Genomic DNA, 18,395 nt, shown 5'->3' on the forward strand with positions numbered 1-18,395 from the left:
GACTCAGCAGAACGCCAGTGTGCGGCGGACCGGAAATCCGGTCCGCCGCACCCCGACGAGCGATGATTCAGTGATTATTACTTGGCCGAGATCTGGTCGACGACCTTGGCCGCCTCCTGCTGGAGGCTGGACTCCAGCGGCGCCGAGCCGGCCTGGTCCGCGGCGGCCTGCTGGCCGTCCTCGGACACGATGTAGGACAGGTAGCCCTTGACCATGTCGGCGTCGTTGGCGTCGTCGTAGGTCGGGCAGGCGATGAGGTACGACGTGAGCGAGATCGGGTAGGTCCCCGACTCGGTCGTGGTGCGGTCCACCTCGATGGCCATGTCGTTGTCGCCACGACCCTCGACCCGCGGCGAGGCCGCCAGCGCCTTGGCGGCACCCTCGGCGGTCGGCGCGTTGTAGTCCGACCCGACCTTGATCGAGGCGACGCCGAGGTCACCGACCTGGCTTTCATCGGCGTAGCCGATGGTGCCGTCGCCGGCCTTCACCGCGGCGACCAGGCCCGAGGTGCCGTCGCCGGCCTCGCCACCCTTGATCGGCCACACGCCGTCGGCCTCGTACTTCCACGAGCCCTCGGAGGCCTGGGAGAGGTAGTCGGTGAAGTTCTCGGTCGTGCCCGAGTCGTCCGAGCGGTGCACGGGCGTGATCGTGGTGGACGGAAGGTCGGCGTCCGGGTTGTCGGCCGCGATCTTCGGGTCGTTCCACTTGGTGATCTTGCCGGAGAAGATGTCGCCGATGACCGGGGCGGACAGCTGCAGGTTGTCCACGCCCTCGAGGTTGTAGACGACCGCGATCGGGCTCACGTAGGCCGGGACCTCGATCACGTCGCCCCCGCAACGCTCCTTGGCCTTGTCCAGCTCGCCGCCGTCCTCGCTCAGCGCGGCGTCGGAGCCGGCGAACATGTAGGCGCCCGAGATGAAGTTCTCGCGCCCGGTGCCGGACCCGACCGGGTCGTAGTTGACGGTGACGCCGCTGTTGTCGGTCTGGAAGCCGGCGCGCCACGCGCCCTGCGCGGCCTCCTGCGCCGACGAGCCGCCGCCGTTGAGCGTGCCGCTCAGGCCGCCGCCGCTGTCGCCGGAGGCCTCGTTACCCGCGGCGCAACCGGTGAGGGCCAGGGTCAGGACCGCGATACCGGGCAGGGCCGCCCGGCGGATGGAAGTGCGATTCACTTCGTACTCCTGAAGTCTGTTGATGTGTCTCTCTCGGGGATGACATCAAGGAACGTAGGGAGCGCAGGTGTCCGGCTGCGGCGGCGTCGGTGAACGAGGGGTGAACTCGAATCGCCCACTCGTCGACACCGGGACGCAGGTGAGACGGCCATCACGTGAACAGGCCCCGGGGGCCTTGACTCAGCGCACCTGGTGGGCCTCGGTGGCCACGACCTTCCCCTTGCGCAGGTGCACCACGAACAGGCCCGCCGGCTCGAGCTGCGGGTCCTCGAGGCCGAGCGCGTCGAAGACCGACGGCAGCACCGGCCGGTGGCTGCACAGCACCGCGCCCTCGTCGTCGTGGACCAGCCCGTCGACCACCCGCAGCACCGACTCCGCGGTGGCGTCCTCCTCGCTCAGCCCGTCCTCGAGCTCGAGCTTCCAGCCGGTGGTGTCGACGTACGGGCGCACGGTCTCGGCGCACCGGGTGCTGCTCGAGCTGACCACGCGGGTCACGTCGTACGCCGCCAGCAGCGGGACGAGCGCCTCCGCCTGGGCCTGGCCGGCCCGCACCAGGGGCCGCAGCCGGTCGTCGTGCGCCCAAGCCTTGCGCGAGCGGGCGTTGCCGTGCCGCAGCACCACCAGCGCCCGGGTCTTGCGGCGCACCGCCAGCGCCTCGCGCAGCGTGTCCCCGTCGTGGGGGTAGGTGAGCCGCTCGAAGGCCTCGTCGCGGTCGACCCAGGCCACCTCGTCGATCTCGTCGTTGACGGCGTAGCCGCTCACGTCGTCGTCGCCGACGACCCGGCCGGTCCAGTAGAAGACCGTCTTCATCCGGCCGCCGCCGTTGGCGTACCGCTGGGAGGCCAGCGGCGGGCCGAGCCGCACGTGCAGCCCGGTCTCCTCGGCCACCTCGCGGACCGCGGCCGCGGTCGGGTGCTCGCCGGGGTCGAGCTTGCCCTTGGGGAACGACCAGTCGTCGTACCGCGGGCGGTGGACGAGCAGGACCTTGCGCCCCGGACGGAAGACCACGACACCGGCAGCGAGGACGTCCTTCGGGGCCATGCCGCTAGTCTCACACCACCCCGCCCCCAGACAGGAGTTCCCGTGCGCAAGCGCCTCACGATCGTGGTCGTCGTGGTGCTCGTGGTGGGGGTCGTGGCGGGCGCGCTGCTCTGGTGGCGCGAGCACGAGCGGACCGACCTCGAGCGCGCGGCGTCGATGGCGCCGGAGGGCGCCGAGCGGCTCTCCTGGACCGACTGGGCGGCCGTACGCCGCGAGGTCGGCGCCGACCTGTCGGCGGACTCCTCGGACGCCGAGCTGGGCCGGTTCCTGGACAAGGGCTACTCGGCCGACCTGACCTCGACCTCGGCGCTCGTGCAGTCGGCGCCGGTACTGCAGGCGAAGTACGGCTTCTCCCCCGCCACGGCCGACTGGGAGCTGTTCAGCCAGTCCTCGCAGGGCGCGGTGGTGATGATCCACCTCCCCGAGGACACCGACTTCGACGACCTGGCGAACGGGTTGGAGGACCTCGGCTACGCGCGGCCCTCCTCCTCGACCGGTGTCTGGCGGGGCGGCGACGACCTGCTGAACGCGATCGGGGCGGACCTGACGCCCGAGCTGCAGTACGTCGCCCTCGACGAGGACGACGGGCTGGTGCTCACCAGCGACAACGCGGACTACCTCGAGGAGGCGGCCTCGGGCCTGGACGACGGCGACGGCGCCTCCGACGAGCTCGACGAGGTGATCGACGGCAGCGGGGCGCCGCTGTCCGCGTCGGTCTACGCCGGCGACTACACCTGCTCGGCGCTGGCGATGAGCCAGGCCGACCGGGCCGACCAGGCCACCGCCGACCAGCTGCTCGCCGACGCCGGCGAGGTGAACCCGATCAGCAGCTTCGCGATGTCCGTCCAGCCCGACCGGCACGTGCAGGTCGTGATGGCCTTCGAGACCGACGACCAGGCCCGGACGAACGCCGACACCCGCAACACCCTGGCCCGCGGGCCCGCCCCGGGGCAGGGCGGCGACTTCGGCGACCGGTTCGCGGTCAAGTCGGTCACCGCAGACGGCAAGCTGGTGACGATGGACCTGGTGCCGCGCCGGGGCGAGTACGTGCTCTCCGACCTCAGCACCGGCCCCGTCCTCTTCGCCACCTGCTGACGCGCGTTGGCGGGATAGTCCGTCACGTTTTGGTTGTGGATGACGCGTTGTCCACAACCAAAACGTGACGGACTATCCCGGCGAAGCCCCTACCGGAAGCGGCGCAGGCGGAGGCTGTTGGAGACCACGAAGACCGAGGAGAACGCCATGGCGGCGCCGGCGAGCATCGGGTTCAGCAGGCCGGCGGCGGCCAGGGGCAGGGCGGCGACGTTGTAGGCGAACGCCCAGAACAGGTTGCCCTTGATCGTGGCGAGGGTACGCCGGGCCAGCCGCACCGCGTCGGCGGCGACCCGCAGGTCGCCCCGGACCAGGGTCAGGTCGCTGGCCTCGATCGCGACGTCGGTGCCGGTACCCATCGCCAGGCCGAGGTCGGCCTGCGCCAGCGCGGCAGCGTCGTTCACGCCGTCGCCGACCATCGCCACCACCCGGCCCTGGTCCTGCAGCCGCTTGACCACGTCGACCTTGTCGGCGGGCAGCACGTCGGCAATCACCTCGTCGATGCCCACCTCGGCCGCGACCGCCCGGGCCGCGCGCTCGTTGTCGCCGGTCAGCAGCACCGGCGAGAGCCCGAGGTCCCGCAGCCGCCGGACCGCCTCCGCGGAGGTCGGCTTCACGGTGTCCGAGACGACCACGATCCCGCGCGCCCGGCCGTCCCAGCCGACCGCGACGGGGGTGCGGCCGGCGGCCTGGGCCGCCTCGACGGCGGCCTCCAGCTCCGGCGGCAGGTGCTGCGACCACTCGGCCAGCAGCCGGGGCCGCCCGACCAGCGCCGCGTGGCCCTCGACGATGCCCTGCACGCCGAGCCCCTCGACGTTCGCGAAGTCCTCGGCCTCGGGCAGCTCGCCGGCCCCGTCGACCACGGCCCGGGCCACCGGGTGCTCCGACCCGGTCTCCAGCGCGGCCGCGAGCCGGCGTACCTCCGCGGCGGACTCCCCGGCCGCGGGCACCACGTCGACCAGGGCCATCCGGCCGGTGGTGACCGTGCCGGTCTTGTCCAGGACGACGGTGTCGACACGGCGGGTCGACTCCAGCACCTCGGGCCCCCGGATCAGGATGCCGAGCTGGGCGCCGCGCCCGGTGCCGACCATCAGCGCGGTCGGCGTGGCCAGACCCAGCGCGCAGGGGCAGGCGATGATCAGCACCGACACCGCCGCGGTGAACGCCGCCGAGGCGCCGACCCCCGCGCCGAGCCAGAAGCCGAGGGTCCCGGCGGCCAGCGCGATGACCACCGGCACGAAGAACCCCGAGATCCGGTCGGCGAGGCGCTGCACCTCCGCCTTGCCGTTCTGGGCCTCCTCGACCAGCCGGGCCATCTGCGCCAGCTGGGTGTCGCCGCCGACCCGGGTGGCGCGTACGACGAGCCGCCCGCCGGCGTTGACGGTCGCCCCCGCGACCTCGTCGCCGGGGCCCACCTCGACCGGCACCGGCTCGCCGGTGAGCATCGAGGCGTCGACCGCGGAGGTGCCGCGCTCGACAACCCCGTCGGTCGCGACCTTCTCCCCGGGACGGACCACGAAGAGCATCCCCACCGCCAGCTGCTCGGCGGGCACCAGCCGCTCGCGGCCGTCCTCGAGCAGGGTGACCTCCTTGGCCCCCATCTCGAGCAGCGCGGCGAGGGCGGCCCCGGCGCGCCGCTTGGAGCGCTTCTCGAACCAGCGCCCGGCGAGCAGGAACGTCGTCACGCCGGTGGCAGCCTCGAGGTAGATGTTGTCCAGGCCGTCGGTCCGCTCGACGGTCAGCTCGAAGGCGTGGGTCATGCCGGGCGTGCCCGCCGAGCCCCAGAACAGCGCGACCAGCGACCAGCCGAACGCCGCCAGCACGCCCATCGACACCAGCGTGTCCATGGTCGAGGTGCCGTGCCGCAGGTTGGTCCAGGCGGCGCGGTGGAAGGGCCAGGCCCCCCAGACCACCACCGGGGCCGCCAGCGTGAGCGACGCCCACTGCCAGTACTCGAACTGGAGCGCCGGCACCATCGCGAGCAGCACGACCGGGACGGTCAGCACCGCGGAGAGCAGCAGCCGCTGCCGCAGCGAGTCGAGCTCCACGTCCGCCTCGTCCCGCGGCTCCCCCGCGTCCGGCCCGCGCTCGGGCAGCCTCGCGTGGTAGCCGGCCGCCTCCACGGTGGCCAGCAGGTCCTCGGGCGCCACCGTCTCGGGGTAGCTGACCCTGGCCTTCTCGGTGGCGTAGTTGACGGTGGCGATGACCCCGTCCAGCTTGTTGAGCTTGCGCTCGATCCGGTTGGCGCAGGAGGCGCAGGTCATGCCGGTGATGGCGAGCTCGACGTCAGTGGCCATGGCCGGCCTCCTCTCCTGCGGATCCCGCGGATCCCGCGGATCCCGCGGATCCCGCGGATCCCGCGGATCCCGCGGATCCGTCGCTGACGTGGACGGTGAACGGGGCGGTGTGGACGGCGCCGCCGTGGCGGAAGTCCAGGAACAGCCGGTAGCTGCCGGTGCCGGGCACCTCAGCGTGGAACACCACGTCCGGACCGGCGGGCACCTCGCCGGACTCCCCGTCGGGATGGACGTGCAGGTAGCCGAGGTCACCGGCCCGCAGCGCCACCAGGTGCCCGTAGGCGCCGAGGTAGGGCTGCAGGTCGGTCACCGGACGGCCGCCGCGCGTCACGGTGAGCACCAGCCGGGCCTCGGTGCCTGCGGCGAGGTCGCCGGCGAGGGTGACGGTGTAGCCGTCAACCGTCGCGGTGCGGCGCTCGGGCCCCAGGCCCTGCGGCGCGAAGTCGCCGGCGACGGACAGGTCCTGGCCCAGGGTCAGCGGCTCGCCACCGGTCGGCGTGAAGTCCGCGATCACCCGCCACACGCCGGGGCTCAGCCGCACGTCGGTCGTCCACTCGCCGGTGGCCGGGTCGAGCCTGGGGTGCACGTGCTGGAAGCCGGTGAGGTCGCGGCGTACGACGACCAGGTGCAGGCGCTTGTCGTGCACCACGTCGTACGACGTCACCGGCTCGCCGTCCGGGCCGGTCACGGTCAGGCCGAGCCGCTGCCGGCCCGGCGACAGGGTGGGCTCGGCCAGGGTGAGGGAGTAGCCGCCCTCCTCGGCCTGCAGCGCCCCGGCCGGGTGTGCCGCGCCCGTGTCGGCCATCGCGTCGCCGGCCATGTCGTGGCCCGGCTCCGCGGTGGCGACGTCGAGGGGACCGACCAGCCGGCCGACCCCGAGGGCCAGCCCGAACACCGCCAGCAGGCCGGCCACGAAGCCGGCCACCCGCAGCGGTGTGCCGGGGGCTTTCATGTCAGGGCGTACCCCGCCTCTTCCACCGCGATCCGGACGGAGGCGGGGTCGAGCGGGGCGGTGCTGGTGACGGTGACGGCACCGGTCTCGAGGACCACGTCGACGTGCTCCACGCCGTCGAGCTCGGTGATCTCCTCCGAGACGGAGGCGACGCAGTGCCCGCAGGTCATGCCGGCGACGGTCCAGGTGCTGGTGGTGCTCACGGGGATCTCCTCACGTCCGGGGTGTCAGGAGCGGACCAGTCGCGCGATCGCGTCGACGGCCTCGCTGACCTTCTCGCGGGCCTCGTCGTCGCCCGCGCGCGCCGCATCGACGACGCAGTGGTTCATGTGCTCCTCCAACAGGCCGATCGAGACCGCGTGGAGCGCCTTCGTCATCGCCGAGATCTGGGTGAGGATGTCGATGCAGTACTTCTCCTCCTCGACCATCCGCTGGATGCCGCGCGCCTGACCCTCGATGCGGCGCAGCCGCTTGAGGTAGTCGTCCTTGCGGTGGATGTAGCCGTGCTGCTCTGCCATGCCCGGAACCTTACCCCCCTAGGGTATTCCGGACAAGTGCCGAGAGCAGCCTCTTCGGCGAGCGGTCAGCTGGCCTGGCGAGGCTCCTGGTCGACGCCGAGGATCTCGTCGATCTGGTCGGAGGAGAGGTGGTCGTCGGACTCACTGGCGGCGATGATCAGGCTGGTGGTCAGCTCCACCTCGCCGAGCAGGTCGGCGTCCTCGAGGGTGACGTCGAACTGGTCGTGCACTGGTGACTCCCTCGGTCGGCGTGGTCGGACAGTCGGCCCCCTCGCTCAAGCGTGCCCGAGGGGACGGCCAATCAAACCCGGGGTGGAAAATCTGATCTGTTTGGGGGATCCCGATGGCTCGGACGGGCTCCGGAGACGGCACGAGGCCCCACCCGATCGGGTGAGGCCTCGCAGAAGACGTGTCGGACAGGTGCTGCCCAGTCTTCGGGCGCGATCAGATCGCGCGGACGTTCTCCGCCTGGGGGCCCTTGGGACCCTGGGTGACGTCGAACTCAACCTTCTGGTTCTCGTCGAGGGACTTGTAGCCCTGCGACTGGATCGCCGAGTAGTGCACGAAGACGTCGTCGCCGCCGTCCTCCTGCGCAATGAAGCCGAAACCCTTCTCGGCGTTGAACCACTTCACGGTGCCCTGAGCCATTTGCTCGTTACTCCTTCATCGGGGCGAGAATCGTCACTTCGACGATCCACATCAGATGCGGTGACACGTCGCTCCGACTTACGTGAGTGGCACACACGAAGAAGAAACGCCGTTGGATCACAAACTCCGCGGGCGTCAGACCTGCTGGAACTTGCACCTGTTGCGTGGTCGACACTACCAAGCCCGGGGCCCGGATCCAGTTTCCGGACCACGATTTTCCGCGGTACGCCGTGAAGGTTGCGCGTCGGACGCGTGTCGAGCCGGAAAACCGGCGGTTCCTGTGGTCAGCCGAGCAGGCCCTGCATCCGCTCGATCTGGTCCTGCTGGGAGCGCTCGATCGCCTTCGCCAGCCGCGTAGCGGCGGGGAAATGGCCGTCCGCCAGCTCGGTCCTCGCCATCTCGACGGCACCCCGGTGGTGCTCGATCATCATCTCCAGCCACCTCCGCTGGAAGTCGGCCCCGGAGGCGGCGTCCAGGTGGTCCAGCTCGTCGGCGGACATCATCCCCGGCATGTCCTCGGTGCCCTCCATGCCCTGCATGTGGTGACCGTCGGCCTCGGCGTTGGCGTGGTCGAGCGAGGTCGCGGGCACATCGACGTCCCACGCGGTGAGCCAGTCGGTCATCTGCTCCACCTCGGGGACCTGGGCGGTCCGGATCTCGTCGGCCAGCAGCGCCACCTCGGGGTCGAGGTGACGACCCCGGGTCATCTCGACCATCTGCACCGCCTGGGCGTGGTGCGGGATCATGTCGGTCGCGAAGGTCACGTCCGCCGCGTCGTACACGTCGCCGTTCGCCGCCGTGCTCGTGACGGCGGCCGGCTCGGAGTCCGAGTCACCGCCGCACCCCGCCAGGCCGGTCGTCAGGGCGGCCGCGGCCAGCAGCGCCGCCACCCGGGTCGTCGTCGCAGTCCTCATGGGCACGACCGTACGGGCGCCTCGTTCAGGCATTCCCCCGGCGCAGGTCGATCACCGCGTCGCGCAGCGCGATGGCGATGTCGTCGAGCCGGGCGATGGCCGCCATCACCTGCCGGTCGGCAGCGTCGTTCCCGGTGCCCGCGGCGCTGGCCAGGATGTAGCTGACCTTCATCACCTCGTCGAGCATGAGCCGCTGGAGCGCCTGCGCGACCTGGTGCACGTCGCGGCCGCGGCCGGGCCGGCCCGGGTCGCCGGCCTCCTCCGGCTCGGGGTCGATCGCCAGCATGACGACGGGGACCGCCCGCAGGGCCGGGTCGCGGCGTACGGCGATCAGCGCGTCGAGGGGGTCGGCCCCGGGGTCGCCGGCCACCAGGATCACGGCCGGCCGCAGCTCGCGCGCCGCGGCCAGGCCGGCCTCGAGGTCCTTCGCGGGGACCACGTCGCCCAGGTCGCCCAGCAGGTCGAGCACGGCCTCCTGGTGACCCGGCGCGAAACCGATCGCCACCGCGGTCCTCGCGCCCGCGGGCCCCGGACCGGCTCGATCTCCCTCAGGCGGCACGACGTGAACCCACTGCCTGGGCCGGGCCCGGGACGACGGGCGGAGCGTGCTCTGCACGGGAAGTACGCATGACGGACACTCCTCTAGTCGCCCTGCGCCGGCTCGACCGGCACCAGGTTCTCGGTCTTGGTCTGGAAGGGCCTCTCGCCGGGGCAGGCGATCAGGGCCACGTCGATGCCCTCGCCCACCCAGGAGCGGAAGCGGCACGCAGTCATGTTGTAGACGACCCGGTCCCCCGGCCGGAGCTGCGCGAGCGGCTGGGTCATCAGGGCCCACTGCTGCGGCCCGCCGCCCGTCGGCGCCGCGGATGACGGTGGCGCCGGCTTCGGCTCGTGGCCCGCCCTCGGGCTCGGGGTGCTGGTGTGGGCGACGTTCGTCGCCCGGGTCCCGGAGCCGCCCGACCCGTCCCCCACGATGGCCACGACGAGACCGCTCACGAGCGCGCCGAGCAGGAACGCGGCCACCAGGAGCAGCCGCGGGTCGACGCGCGACCCCGCGCCACGCCGGTGCTCAGGCGCGCTCATCGGAGTCCCTCACCGGACCGGGTCCAGCACACATGGCGGCCTCCCTTCCGGCCACGTGCCTCCCATGGTCCTACACCAGCGGGCGGTCGCGGGCAATCCACCCGGATCCGCGTGGAACACCTCACAACTTCCCGGATCGCCGTACAGGGCGGTTGGTACGCCGTACATTGCGGCGCCGGCCCGCCCGCTGCCCCGGGGCGGCCCCTCCCCCACAGAAGGAACACCTCCATGACCGACACCGCCCTGGCGACCCCGGCCGAAGCGCGGTCCGCCGTCGCGGCCGCCCGCGTCCGCGACGCACGCAAGGCCTACGGCACCGGCGACGCCACCGTGACGGCGCTCGACGGGGTGTCCGTCGACTTCCTGAGCGGTGAGTTCACCGCGATCATGGGGCCGTCCGGCTCCGGCAAGTCCACGCTGATGCACTGCGTCGCTGGTCTGGACACCCTGACCTCCGGCCACGCGTTCGTCGGCGACACCGACCTGGCGACGCTCTCGGACAGGCAGCGGACGCTGCTGCGCCGCGACCGGCTCGGGTTCATCTTCCAGTCCTTCAACCTGCTCCCGACGCTGACGGCGAAGGAGAACATCTGCCTGCCCGCCGACCTCGCGGGCCGCACGCTGGACCCGGCGTGGTTCGACACGGTGATCTCGACGCTCGAGCTCGGCGACCGGCTCGGGCACCGGCCCTCCCAGCTCTCCGGCGGCCAGCAGCAGCGGGTCGCCGTGGCCCGCGCACTGGTCTCGCGGCCCGAGGTCGTCTTCGGCGACGAGCCGACCGGTGCCCTGGACTCCCGGACCAGCACCGAGCTGCTGCGCTTCCTGCGCGCCGCCGTCGACGACCTCGGCCAGACGGTCGTGATGGTCACCCACGACCCGGTCGCGGCGTCGTACGCCGACCGCGTGGTGTTCCTCGCCGACGGCGCCGTCGTCGACGAGCTGGCCCGGCCGACCCGCGACACGGTGCTGGAGACCATGAAGCGGCTCGGTGACTGAGCGATGGTCAAGCACTCGCTGCGGTCCCTGCTCGCCCACAAGCTCCGGCTGCTGCTGACCGTCACCGCGGTGACCGTCGGCGTCGCGTTCGTGTCCGGCACGTTCGTGCTCTCGGACACCATGGGCAAGGCGTTCGACGAGCTGTACGCGGGCCTGACCAAGGGCACCGACGTCACGGTGCGCGCCGAGGCGGCGTACACCGACATCAGCACCCAGGGCCAGCAGCGCCCGCTCGAGGAGTCGCTGGTCGGCCAGGTCCGCCAGATGCCCGGCGTGGCGGTCGCCGAGGGCGGCGTCACCGGGTTCGCGCTGATCCTCGACGCGCACGGCGACCCGATCCAGCCCGGTGGCGCGCCCACCCTCGGCTCGAGCGTGGCCCAGGACCGGCGGCTGGCCGGCGACTTCTCGTTCCGCGACGGGCGGGCCCCGGCCGGCCCCGACGAGGTCGCGCTCGACGCGGCGTCGGCCCGCAAGGCCGGCTACCGGGTCGGCGACACGGCGCGGATCGTCTTCCAGAACGGGACCGGGTCGTTCACGGTCGTGGGCCTGGTCGGCTTCGGCGAGACCGACAGCCTGGCCGGGGCGACGCTCGCCGCCTTCGACCTGCGGACCGCGCAGCAGCGCCTGGACAAGGTCGGAGAGGTCGACCAGATCGATGTCGTCGGGGACTCCTCGGTGACCCCCACCGAGCTCCGCGACGCGATCGCCCAGCGGCTGCCCGCGGGCGTCGAGGCGCTGACCGGGGCCGAGGTCGCCGACCAGGGCTCGGCGGCGATCCGCGACGGGCTCGGCATCTTCACCAACATCCTGCTGGTCTTCGCGGCCGTCTCCCTGCTGGTCGGCTCGTTCGTCATCTGGAACACCTTCAACGTCCTGGTCGCCCAGCGCCGGCGGGAGACGGCGCTGCTCCGCGCGGTCGGGGCCACCCGTCGCCAGGTGCTCGGCGGGATCGTCCTCGAGGCGCTGCTCGTCGGGGTCGTCTCGTCCGCGCTCGGCCTGCTCGCGGGGGTCGGCCTCGCGGTCGGGATCCGCGAGCTGCTGGCCGCGGTCGGCATCGAGGTGCCCACCACGTCCGCCGCCGTCGAGCCGCGCACCGTCGTGGCCGGGGTGCTGGTCGGCGTCGTGGTGACCGTGGTTGCTGCGGTGGCCCCGGCGTACGGCGCCACCCGCGTCGCGCCGGTGGAGGCCCTGCGCGAGGCCACGCCGACCTCGCAGAGCCTGGGCCGGGTCCGCCGGCTCGGGGGCTGGGCGCTGCTCGGGCTCGGCCTGGCCGGGCTGGTCGGCTGCGCGGTCGTGGGACGCGCCCCGGTCCTCACCGGCGTGAGCACGCTGGTCGCCTTCGCCGGCCTGGTGATGGCCGGTCCGCTGCTCGCCCGGGCGGTGGCGAGCGTCGCCAACCGGGGGCGGCGTGGCAACGGCTGGCGGCTCGCGGCGCGCAACGTGCGCCGCTCCCCGCAGCGGGCCGCGGCCACCGCGCTGGCGCTGACCATCGGCCTGACCGTGGTCTGCGCCGTGGCCGTGACCGCCTCCTCGACCAAGGCGTCGGTGGCCGACCTGGTCCGCGGCGGCAACCGCGCCGACCTGATCATCAAGCCGCTCGCGCAGTCGGGCGGCGCCAGCCCGGCCGTCGCCGACATCCTGCGCGAGCGGGACGACGTGGCGACCGTGGTGGAGATGCGCTACACCGGCGCCCGGGTCGACGGCGGCTCCACGGCCCTGGCCGGTGTCTCGACCGGCGGCGTCGCCGACGTCGCCGACCTCGGCGTCGCGTCCGGCAGCCTCGACGACTTCACCGGCGGCACCATGCTGCTCGGGACCAGGGCGGCCGACCGGCTCGGCCTCGCCCCCGGCGACGAGGTCACGGTGACCTTCCCGGAGACCGGGGACGTCACGCTGAGGGTGGCCGCGACGTTCGAGCGGGACGCGCTGATCGGCTCCCAGTACGTCGTCGCGCTGTCCGACTACGCCGCCAACGTCACCTCGCAGCTCGACACCGCGATCATGGTCCGCGACGCCGCGGGCGCCGACACCGCCGAGGTCCGCTCGGCGGTCACGGCGGCGCTGACGGACTACCCCAACCTCGACATCCAGGACGGCGACGACCTGATCCGCGACACCCAGGCCGACGTGGACCAGATGCTCGGCCTGGTCACCGCGCTGCTCGCGCTCGCGGTGGTCGTCGCGGTGCTCGGCATCGTCAACACCCTGGCCCTGTCGGTGGTCGAGCGGACCCGCGAGCTCGGCCTGATGCGGGCCGTCGGGGCGACCCGCCGCCAGGTGCGCAGCGTCGTACGCCGGGAGTCGGTGCTGATCTCGCTCCTCGGCGCGCTCACCGGGGTCGGGCTCGGCACGGTCGCCGGTGTGGCGCTGAGCCGGGCGATGGTCGACGAGGGCATCAGCCGGGTCAGCGTGCCGGTGCCGACGCTGCTGGTCTACGTGCTCGTGGCCGCGCTGGTCGGGGTGCTCGCCGCGATCGGGCCCGCCCGCCGCGCCAGCAGGGTCGACGTGCTGCGCGCGATCACGGTCGAGTAGCCGGGTTTCCACGAGCGCGGTTGGCCACGCCGCGTTCGCGGGCTCGCGCCATCATGGGGCGGGTGACCACCACCGAGCTCCCGGCCTCCGTCCTCGACGCGCTCCGCGCGCTGCCCGACGACCTCGTGATCAGCGACCCCGACCTGGTCGCCGGCTACGTCCGGGACCAGTCCCGGTTCACCGAGGCCGGCGCGCCGCTCGCGGTCCTCGCGCCGCGGCGTACCGAGGAGGTGGCGGCGTGCCTGGCCGCCTGTCACGAGGCCGGCGTACCGGTGGTGACCCGCGGCGCGGGCAGCGGCCTGAGCGGCGGCGCGAACGCGGTCGGGGGCGGCGTCGTGCTCTCGCTGCACCGGATGGACCGGATCCTCGAGGTCGACCCGGTCGAGCGGCTGGCGGTGGTGCAGCCCGGCGTCGTCACCGGCGAGCTGCGTGCGGCGGCGGCCGAGCAGGGGCTGCTCTACCCGCCGGACCCCGGGTCGGTGGGCTTCTGCTCGATCGGCGGGAACGTGGCGACCAACGCCGGGGGCATGTGCTGCGTGAAGTACGGCGTGACCCGCGACTTCGTCGAGGCGCTCGAGGTGGTGCTCGCGGACGGCCGGGTGATGCGCACGGGCACCCGGACCGTGAAGGGGGTGGCGGGCTACGACCTGACCGGGCTCTTCGTCGGCTCGGAGGGCACGCTCGGCGTGGTCACCGAGGTGACCGTGCGCCTGGTGCCCGCGGCCCGGCCGCCGATGACGCTGGTGGCCTCCTTCGACGAGCTCGCCGCGGCCGGCGCCGCCGTCGCGGGCGTCGTCGCCTCCGGTCTCGCCCCGTCGGCGGTCGAGATCCTGGACCGCACCACCCTGCGCGCGGTCGACGCGACCGCCCGGATGGGGCTGGGCGAGGCGGCCGCGATGCTGCTGGTGCAGGCCGACTCCGAGGACGCCGACGGGCTGCTCGCTGAGGTGGAGAGCATCTGCCTGGCGGCGGGCGCCGCCGACGTCGGGCGCAGCGACGACCCCGAGGAGTCCGCGATGCTCATGGAGGCCCGGCGGCTGGCGCTCCCCGCGCTGGAGGGCCTGGGCGACTGGCTGCTCGACGACGTGTGCGTGCCGCGGGCCCGGGTGGTCGACCTGATCACCGCCGTCGAGGCGGTGGCGGCCGAGACGGGCCTCACCATCGGCGTGTTCGGGCACGCCGGCGACGGCAACCTGCACCCGACGGTGATCTTCGACCAGCACGACGGGGCCTCGCGGGCCGCCGCGCTGGGTGCCTTCGACCGGATCACCGAGGCGACCCTCGCCCTCGGCGGCACCATCACCGGCGAGCACGGCGTGGGCCGGCTCAAGGCCGGCTGGCTGACCCGGGAGCTCGACCCCGTCAACGCCGAGGTCCAGCGCGCGCTCCGGCGCACCCTCGACCCGCGCGGCATCCTGAACCCCGGCGTGGTGCTCTGAGCCCGGCGGGCCCGGTCCCGGGGCTGGCCGGCCCCACCACGCTGGCCCTGGGTGCCGGCCCCAGCGAGGCGGCGGCGCACACCTGCGGCGGGCGCGCCGCGACCATCGTCGGCAACTCGCACACCAACGAGATCGACGGCACCCGCGGGTCCGACGTCATCGTCGGGCTGGGCGGCAACGACGACATCGAGGGCCACGGCGGCGACGACGTCATCTGCGGCAACCGGGGCAACGACGAGCTCGAGGGCGACGCCGGGAACGACCGCCTGTACGGAGGCCTCGGCTTCGACGAGGCCGAGGGCGGACGGGGTGCCGACCACTGCGTCGCGGAGGAGAAGGAGAGCTGCTGACCGCAGCCACCACCCCACGGGCTGCTCCGAGCCGGCAAACCGCTGGAGGATCGGCCCGGGTCGGGTCATCATGACTGGCATGCCTGCTCCGAGCGCTGCCGATCTCTGATCACGCGGCTCCCCGCCTGACCGCGCCCCTCGTCGCGGCGACGGGCGACCCCGCGCGCAGTCCTTCGGAGCCCGTCTCGATGACCAGCACGTCGGCGTGGGTCGAGATCGCGTGTGACGAGTCCGGGTTCTCCGGGTCCAACCTCCTCGACCCCGCGTCGCCCGTGATCACCCACGCCAGCGTCGACGTCGCCCTCGCGGAGGCCGCCGAGGTGGTGGCCGTGCTGCGCTCGCGTCATCTCCACCGGTCCGAGTACAAGTCCAACCAGCTGCTGCGATCCGCGCAGCGGCCCGCGCTCGAGTGGTTTCTCACCGCGCTGTGCGGGCGCGCGCACGTCCACGTCATCGACAAGACCGGGTACGTCGCCGCGCGGGTGCTCGAGCTGTTCACCGAGGAGCCGTCGTACGCCGCGGGCACCAGCCTGGGCCGGGACCACTCCGACGCCGTGCTCGCGCTCCGGCGGCACACCGACTTCCTCGCGGCGTTCGTGGACCTGACCCGGACGAAGCGGGTGCGGCGGATCGATCTCGACGCGGTCGACCGGTTCCTCGCGACGCTGCCGGCCGGCCTGCTCGCGCTGGAGGACGTGACCCGGGCGCGGGTCGAGGAGGTGATGGTGCGGCTGATCGAGGAGGATCCCGCGTTCCCGCCGCCGCTGGAGCCGCTGGTGCCGGCACTCGCCGAGACGCTGCTGTTCTGGAGCGCCGGCGAGCGGTCGGTCGCCGTGGTGCACGACGAGCAGAGCGCGCTGACCCAGAGCCGGGTGGCGCGGCTGGGGACGTTCCTGGCCGACGCCGTGGCCCCCGCGCCGCCGCCGTTGCGCTCGTTCCTGCAGGTCGACTCCCGGGAGGACCCGCGGGTGCAGGTGGCGGACCTGCTGGCCGGGATCGCCCGCCGGCGGACTCCGGAGCTGGAGGAGCTGCTGGCGCCGTACCTCCTCAGTCAGGCCAGCTCGCCCCAGACCCGCAGCCGCGCCATCCCGCCGTCGGGGTAGACGTCGAGCCGCACGTGGGTGACCGGACGGTCCTCGGGGACCAGGAAGCGGTGCCGGGTGTCGGGCTGCGCGCGCTCCCGCGGCACCAGGTCGAACCAGTCGGCCGCGGCGAGGTCCTCCTCGGACTCGGAGGCCGACCCGCAGCCGGCCAGCCGGACCCAGCCCGGCGCGTTGCCGAGGAAGTACGACGTGTCCAGCTCGACGTGGCGGACCACGCCGGGGCCGGCGAGCCGGAACAGCGCCCAGTCGTTGCCGCCGTCGCGCCGCCGCGCGTTCTCCCAGCCCTCCCCCATGTGCCGCGCCCGCCCGGGCAGGATCAGCCGCCCGGCCGACCCGTAGAACGCGTCGGAGCAGCCGACCAGCGCCCCGCCGTTCTCGAGCGCGGCGAGGTCGACGGTGCCGGTGAGGAAGCGCCGGTCCGGGACGGGCGTCCCGTGCACCCGGAACCGCGCGACGCCCCCGTCGGGGTGGATGGTCAGCCGCACGTGCGTCCAGGCGCGGCGGTCGGACACGGCGTACTCGTTGACGGCGTCGCCGCGCGCCGGGGACCTCGCGACCAGCGGCTCCCAGGCGAAGGAATCGAGCTCCGCGGCGGACGGGTACCCGGTCACGACCGCGCCCTCGACCGAGACGTGCGGCGGGAAGTTGCCGGTGAAGTACGACGTGTCGACGACGACGCCGTGGACCACGCCCGGCACGCCGAGCCGCACGATCGCCCAGTCGCTGCCGGGCTCGCGGCGCCGGCGGGTCTCCCAGCCGTCGTACTCCTTGCCCTTGTGGCCGAAGGTCGGCACGGGCGCCGGCGGCTCCGGCCGGATCAGGTTCTCTCGGGCCGCGAAGAACTCGTCGTTGGCCGCGCAGACGCTGCCGGCCAGGTCGCGGGAGGCGAGGTCGGGCAGGTGGGTGAAGCCGGTCATGGGCGCTCCTTCTCGAGCAGGCGGCCGAGCGGCTCCGGGGTGACGGCGCCGTCGGCGACGATCCGGTCGCCGCGCAGCCACACGTCGCGGACCACCCCGGACAACCGGCGGCCGGCGTACGGCGTGACGGGGTTGCGGTGGTGCAGCCGCTGCGGGTCCACGACGAAGGAAGCCTCGGGCGCGAACGCCACCAGGTCGGCGTCGCAGCCCGGCTCGATCGCGCCCTTGCCGGCCAGCCCGGCCAGGGCCGCGGGGCCCGCCGCCATCCACCCGACGACGCGCTCGAGCCCGATCCCGCGCTCGCGGGCGGCGGTCCACACCAGCGGCAGCCCGAGCTGGAGCGACGCGACGCCGCCCCAGGCCTGGCCGAAGTCACCGGTGTCCAGCCGCTTGAGGTCGACCGTCGAGGGCGAGTGGTCGGAGACCACGCAGTCGATGACGCCGTCGACGAGCGCCTGCCACAGGGCGTCCCGGTTGGCGGCGTCGCGGATCGGCGGGCAGCACTTGAACTCGGTGTGCCCGTCGGGGACCTCCTCGGCGCTCACGGTCAGGTAGTGCGGGCAGGTCTCGACACTCACCCGCACCCCGTCGGCCCGGGCCTGCGCCAGCAGCGGCAGGGCGCTGGCGCTGGCGAGGTGCAGGACGTGCACCCGGGCGCCGTGCGTGCGCGCAAGGTCCAGGAGGCCCGAGATCGCGACGTCCTCGGCCTGGTGCGGCCGCGAGCCCACGAACGCGGCGTACGACGGGCCGCCGCCGGCGGGCGCGTCGGCGAGCACGCCGGGGTCCTCGGCGTGCACGACCATCAGTCCGTCGAAGGAGGCAACCTCGGCGAGCGCCCGGTCGAGCTGGTCGTGGTCGAGCGGCGGGAACTCCGGCACCCCGCTGTCGACCAGGAAGCACTTGAACCCGAAGACGCCCTCCTCCGCGAGGGCGCGCAGCCGGCCCAGGCTGGACGGGACGGCGCCACCCCAGAAGCCGACGTCCACGTGGCACTGCCCGTCGGCGGCCCGGCGCTTGACCGCCAGCGCGTCGGGGTCGACGGTCGGCGGGATCGAGTTGAGCGGCATGTCGAGCAACGTGGTCACGCCCCCGGCCGCGGCCGCCCGGGTCGCGGTCGCGAAGCCCTCCCACTCGGTGCGGCCGGGCTCGTTGACGTGCACGTGGGTGTCGACCAGACCGGGCAGCAGCACGGCGTCGTCGGCGAGGCGCACCCGCTCGGCGGCATCGACGTGGGTCCCGGCGGGCTCGACCGCGGCGACCCGCCCGTCGGCCACGACCACGACCGCGTCGGTGAACCGGCCCTCACGCAGCACCGAGCCGCTGATCGCCAGGTCGGCCACCACC

At 73.5% G+C, this 18,395-nt stretch carries 19 protein-coding genes; 6 read left to right on the forward strand and 13 right to left on the reverse strand.

Annotated elements, in window-relative coordinates:
* Positions 1–77 precede the first annotated feature (77 nt).
* Both pstS and ABD268_RS03040 read right to left on the reverse strand, forming a co-directional pair.
* On the reverse strand, positions 78–1,169 hold the full coding sequence (pstS, locus tag ABD268_RS03035; protein ID WP_344147365.1) for a phosphate ABC transporter substrate-binding protein PstS: 1,092 nt from the start codon (positions 1,167–1,169) through the stop codon (positions 78–80).
* 180 nt (positions 1,170–1,349) lie between these two features.
* Positions 1,350–2,210, reverse strand: coding sequence for an NUDIX hydrolase (locus ABD268_RS03040; RefSeq protein WP_344147368.1), 861 nt, complete (start codon positions 2,208–2,210; stop codon positions 1,350–1,352).
* Between the two features lie 42 nt (positions 2,211–2,252).
* Between ABD268_RS03040 and ABD268_RS03045 the strand changes: the two genes are divergently transcribed.
* Entirely contained in the window at positions 2,253–3,305 is a 1,053-nt protein-coding gene (locus ABD268_RS03045; RefSeq protein ID WP_344147371.1) for a hypothetical protein, read from the forward strand.
* A gap of 89 nt (positions 3,306–3,394) precedes the next feature.
* On the opposite strand, the gene ABD268_RS03050 is transcribed toward ABD268_RS03045, so the two are convergent.
* The 9 genes from ABD268_RS03050 to ABD268_RS03090 all read right to left on the reverse strand — a co-directional run bounded on the left by ABD268_RS03050 (position 3,395) and on the right by ABD268_RS03090 (position 9,714).
* Positions 3,395–5,599: a heavy metal translocating P-type ATPase gene (locus tag ABD268_RS03050; protein ID WP_344147374.1), complete on the reverse strand. Its 2,205-nt coding sequence runs from the start codon at positions 5,597–5,599 to the stop codon at positions 3,395–3,397.
* The gene (locus ABD268_RS03055; RefSeq protein WP_344147377.1) at positions 5,589–6,551 is read right to left on the reverse strand and encodes a hypothetical protein; all 963 of its coding nucleotides are present in this window, start codon (positions 6,549–6,551) and stop codon (positions 5,589–5,591) included. The genes ABD268_RS03050 and ABD268_RS03055 overlap by 11 nt, the downstream gene beginning before the upstream one ends.
* A complete protein-coding gene (locus ABD268_RS03060) occupies positions 6,548–6,754 on the reverse strand; it encodes a heavy-metal-associated domain-containing protein (protein WP_425573662.1) in 207 nt (68 codons plus the stop codon). Before ABD268_RS03060 ends, ABD268_RS03055 begins: the two co-directional genes overlap by 4 nt.
* 24 nt (positions 6,755–6,778) lie before the next feature.
* Complete coding sequence (locus ABD268_RS03065) at positions 6,779–7,069, reverse strand: metal-sensitive transcriptional regulator (protein ID WP_344147380.1); 291 nt, start codon at positions 7,067–7,069, stop codon at positions 6,779–6,781.
* 65 nt (positions 7,070–7,134) lie between these two features.
* Positions 7,135–7,299 (reverse strand): hypothetical protein, encoded by a 165-nt coding sequence (locus tag ABD268_RS03070; RefSeq protein WP_344147383.1) that lies wholly within the window; start codon positions 7,297–7,299, stop codon positions 7,135–7,137.
* A 214-nt stretch (positions 7,300–7,513) separates the two neighbouring features.
* Complete coding sequence (gene cspE, locus ABD268_RS03075; RefSeq protein ID WP_028636594.1) at positions 7,514–7,717, reverse strand: transcription antiterminator/RNA stability regulator CspE; 204 nt, start codon at positions 7,715–7,717, stop codon at positions 7,514–7,516.
* A gap of 284 nt (positions 7,718–8,001) precedes the next feature.
* Positions 8,002–8,631 carry a DUF305 domain-containing protein gene (locus tag ABD268_RS03080; RefSeq protein ID WP_344147388.1) on the reverse strand — a complete coding sequence of 210 codons (630 nt, stop codon included), beginning with the start codon at positions 8,629–8,631 and terminating at the stop codon, positions 8,002–8,004.
* A gap of 25 nt (positions 8,632–8,656) precedes the next feature.
* Positions 8,657–9,136, reverse strand: a complete 480-nt coding sequence (locus ABD268_RS03085; protein WP_344147391.1) for a response regulator — start codon at positions 9,134–9,136, stop codon at positions 8,657–8,659.
* A 137-nt stretch (positions 9,137–9,273) separates the two neighbouring features.
* Entirely contained in the window at positions 9,274–9,714 is a 441-nt protein-coding gene (locus tag ABD268_RS03090) for a hypothetical protein (protein ID WP_344147394.1), read from the reverse strand.
* Between the two features lie 228 nt (positions 9,715–9,942).
* Between ABD268_RS03090 and ABD268_RS03095 the strand changes: the two genes are divergently transcribed.
* The 5 genes from ABD268_RS03095 (at position 9,943) to ABD268_RS03110 (ending at position 16,134) form a co-directional block, all read left to right on the forward strand.
* Positions 9,943–10,710 (forward strand): ABC transporter ATP-binding protein, encoded by a 768-nt coding sequence (locus tag ABD268_RS03095; RefSeq protein WP_344147397.1) that lies wholly within the window; start codon positions 9,943–9,945, stop codon positions 10,708–10,710.
* A 3-nt stretch (positions 10,711–10,713) separates the two neighbouring features.
* Positions 10,714–13,242 (forward strand): ABC transporter permease, encoded by a 2,529-nt coding sequence (locus tag ABD268_RS03100; protein ID WP_344147400.1) that lies wholly within the window; start codon positions 10,714–10,716, stop codon positions 13,240–13,242.
* A gap of 62 nt (positions 13,243–13,304) precedes the next feature.
* Positions 13,305–14,681, forward strand: a complete 1,377-nt coding sequence (locus ABD268_RS03105; protein ID WP_344147403.1) for an FAD-binding oxidoreductase — start codon at positions 13,305–13,307, stop codon at positions 14,679–14,681.
* Positions 14,682–14,785: 104 nt separating this feature from the next.
* Positions 14,786–15,031: a calcium-binding protein gene (locus ABD268_RS22795; RefSeq protein WP_425573673.1), complete on the forward strand. Its 246-nt coding sequence runs from the start codon at positions 14,786–14,788 to the stop codon at positions 15,029–15,031.
* 188 nt (positions 15,032–15,219) lie between these two features.
* On the forward strand, positions 15,220–16,134 hold the full coding sequence (locus ABD268_RS03110) for a DUF3800 domain-containing protein (RefSeq protein WP_344147406.1): 915 nt from the start codon (positions 15,220–15,222) through the stop codon (positions 16,132–16,134).
* Here the strand turns inward: ABD268_RS03110 and alc are convergent.
* Positions 16,083–17,051: an allantoicase gene (gene alc, locus ABD268_RS03115; RefSeq protein WP_344147409.1), complete on the reverse strand. Its 969-nt coding sequence runs from the start codon at positions 17,049–17,051 to the stop codon at positions 16,083–16,085. The two genes, ABD268_RS03110 and alc, sit on opposite strands and share 52 nt — an antisense overlap.
* The gene (allB, locus tag ABD268_RS03120) at positions 17,048–18,391 is read right to left on the reverse strand and encodes an allantoinase AllB (protein ID WP_344147412.1); all 1,344 of its coding nucleotides are present in this window, start codon (positions 18,389–18,391) and stop codon (positions 17,048–17,050) included. Before allB ends, alc begins: the two co-directional genes overlap by 4 nt.
* Positions 18,392–18,395 lie beyond the last annotated feature (4 nt).

This window comes from Nocardioides koreensis (assembly GCF_039531775.1).
Taxonomy (GTDB): domain Bacteria; phylum Actinomycetota; class Actinomycetes; order Propionibacteriales; family Nocardioidaceae; genus Nocardioides; species Nocardioides koreensis.